The following is a 1,823-nucleotide window of genomic DNA, read 5'->3' as shown; positions in this document are numbered from 1 at the left end:
CGATAGCAAAGCCCCTGCCGCGCTCTCCCAGCAGGTTTTCCCTGGGCACGCGCACCCCCTCCAGGCGCAGCTCGGCGTGGCTGGCCCACTCCTCCCCCACCTCGCCCATGACCGGAATCTTGCGCACTTGCCTAAAGAGGCTGGCCGTTATAGATCGCCGTCACGTTGTTGCAACCGTTGTACCTAAGGATCAGGCGGTTGCCCCGGCTATCGGTGAGGGAGAGGGTGCCGCCCACGAAAGTGGAGGAGCAGCTTTGCAGGTACCTGAGGTCGCTGGCCACGCTCTCGAGACGATAGTAGCGGCTGGGGGTACGGTACTCGAGCACCCCGCTATAGTTAAAGGTTCCACCTGCAAAGGGATTGTTGGGGTTGTCAGGGGTGTACGTGGCGGTGTAGTTGCGACGATAGCTGTAGCGCCGGCCCGACTCGTAGAGTTCGAGGTGGAAGTTGAAGCGGCTGTCGTAGCCAGTTCCTCTGGGGCTCAAATCCAAATCCAGATCGAGCTTTATCCACTTTTCACCCGGCGTGCCCGCACCGATGCGCAGCTCATAGTAGTCTGTTTCCAACGTATACCCACCCCTGGGATTGGTGTCATCCTTATCCCGCAGGGTCATTCGGCCTTTCAAGACCGTATTTCCCGATTGACAATCCACAGAGTATGTAGCCTGAAAGGGCAAGCCATCGCCGTCCTGGTCTTGAGGATTGCTCGGACTAGTACTAACCACACAGTTAGCGTTCTGCGCATCCAACCCCGAAACCCGGAAAAGCTGGACCACCGGTCCGGGAAGGGCCTGGCCCGAGAGCAAACCCCCAGGACTACCCAGTGAGGCCACAAGGTAGCGGTCGCCCTCAACAATCGAGAGTTTGAGGACTTGGGCGTCCTCCCGGCTTAGAGGCTCGTTGGTGGGCTGCTCGCCGCAGGCCGTCAGGAAAGCCAGTAAACCAACTAGTAGGCTCAAGGTTTTTCTCATAGCCTTGCTCCCCAATTCAAAATGATAGACCTATCATTTAGCCTCTACACACCAGACCGGCGTAACATTAAGCTCGGGTTTGAGATAAAGACTCACATGCGCAAACGAGCCCACGGCCAAGCCACACGCGAACGTCTCATCGAGGCCACCATACGTCTTTTAAAGCAGAAGGGGCTAGGCGCCATCTCCACTGCGCGCGTAGCCCGAGAAGCGGGCATCGTACAGTCAGGCTTTTACGCGCACTTCGAGAGCCTGGAAGCCTGCATCGCCGAAGCGGCAAGACGCATAGGCAACAGAATTCGAATAACCCTGGTCCATGGGCTCGAGCGAATTCGACACCAGGGCGCCGGTGACTACACGTTGATCAAGGAACAGTACCAACGACTGCTCGCGGAATTGCAAGAGCAGTGGATCTTCGTAGAGTTGTTCGTGCGATACTTCCGTGAGCCTTCACCCCTGGGACAGGCTTTAGCCCAGGTACACGAAAAATTACGCGCGGAGTTGATTACCCACCTGCAAGAGGTCCTCAAACCCCTAGGCCTGGAAAATAGGGACCAGGCTCAACTCGGCTACTTGGCCGATCTGCTAATAAGTATGTGCATCAGCTCAGCAGAAAGCCTCCGCCGAGAACCCCACCTAGAAAAGGAATTCGCCGCCCACCTGCTCACCCTAAGTACCATGGAGCTAGGGCGGCGCCTAATAGAGAAGACATAGACACCTTTTCTCTGGAGCGGGAGACGGGACTTGAACCCGCGGCCCCAACCTTGGCAAGGTTGTGCTCTACCAACTGAGCTACTCCCGCAAAAAATAAAACCTCTGCACCGCCCTACTCTCCCAGGTCCCTTCGAACCC

The 1,823-nt window shown here is 57.2% G+C and carries 2 protein-coding genes and 1 tRNA gene; 1 reads left to right on the top strand and 2 read right to left on the bottom strand.

What is annotated here, in order from left to right; genetic code table 11:
* Nucleotides 1–131 precede the first annotated feature (131 nt).
* The gene (locus DV704_RS12395) at nt 132–566 is read right to left on the bottom strand and encodes a hypothetical protein (protein WP_233498358.1); all 435 of its coding nucleotides are present in this window, start codon (nt 564–566) and stop codon (nt 132–134) included.
* A 501-nt stretch (nt 567–1,067) separates the two neighbouring features.
* Here DV704_RS12395 and DV704_RS12055 point away from each other — a divergent pair.
* Nucleotides 1,068–1,685, top strand: coding sequence for a TetR/AcrR family transcriptional regulator (locus DV704_RS12055; protein ID WP_114799817.1), 618 nt, complete (start codon nt 1,068–1,070; stop codon nt 1,683–1,685).
* A gap of 12 nt (nt 1,686–1,697) precedes the next feature.
* Here DV704_RS12055 and DV704_RS12050 read toward each other — a convergent pair.
* Nucleotides 1,698–1,773: transfer RNA gene (locus DV704_RS12050), tRNA-Gly, on the bottom strand.
* Nucleotides 1,774–1,823: the final 50 nt, after the last annotated feature.

Source organism: Meiothermus sp. QL-1 (assembly GCF_003351145.1).
Taxonomy (GTDB): domain Bacteria; phylum Deinococcota; class Deinococci; order Deinococcales; family Thermaceae; genus Meiothermus.
The sequence above is the reverse complement of the archived record's forward strand: the minus strand, read 5'-3'. Positions and strand labels throughout refer to the sequence as shown.

Bases quoted from the DNA above. Each gene is read 5' to 3' on its own strand.
- DV704_RS12055 (WP_114799817.1), top strand. From the start codon at position 1,068: ATGCGCAAACGAGCCCACGGCCAAGCCACACGCGAACGTCTCATCGAG.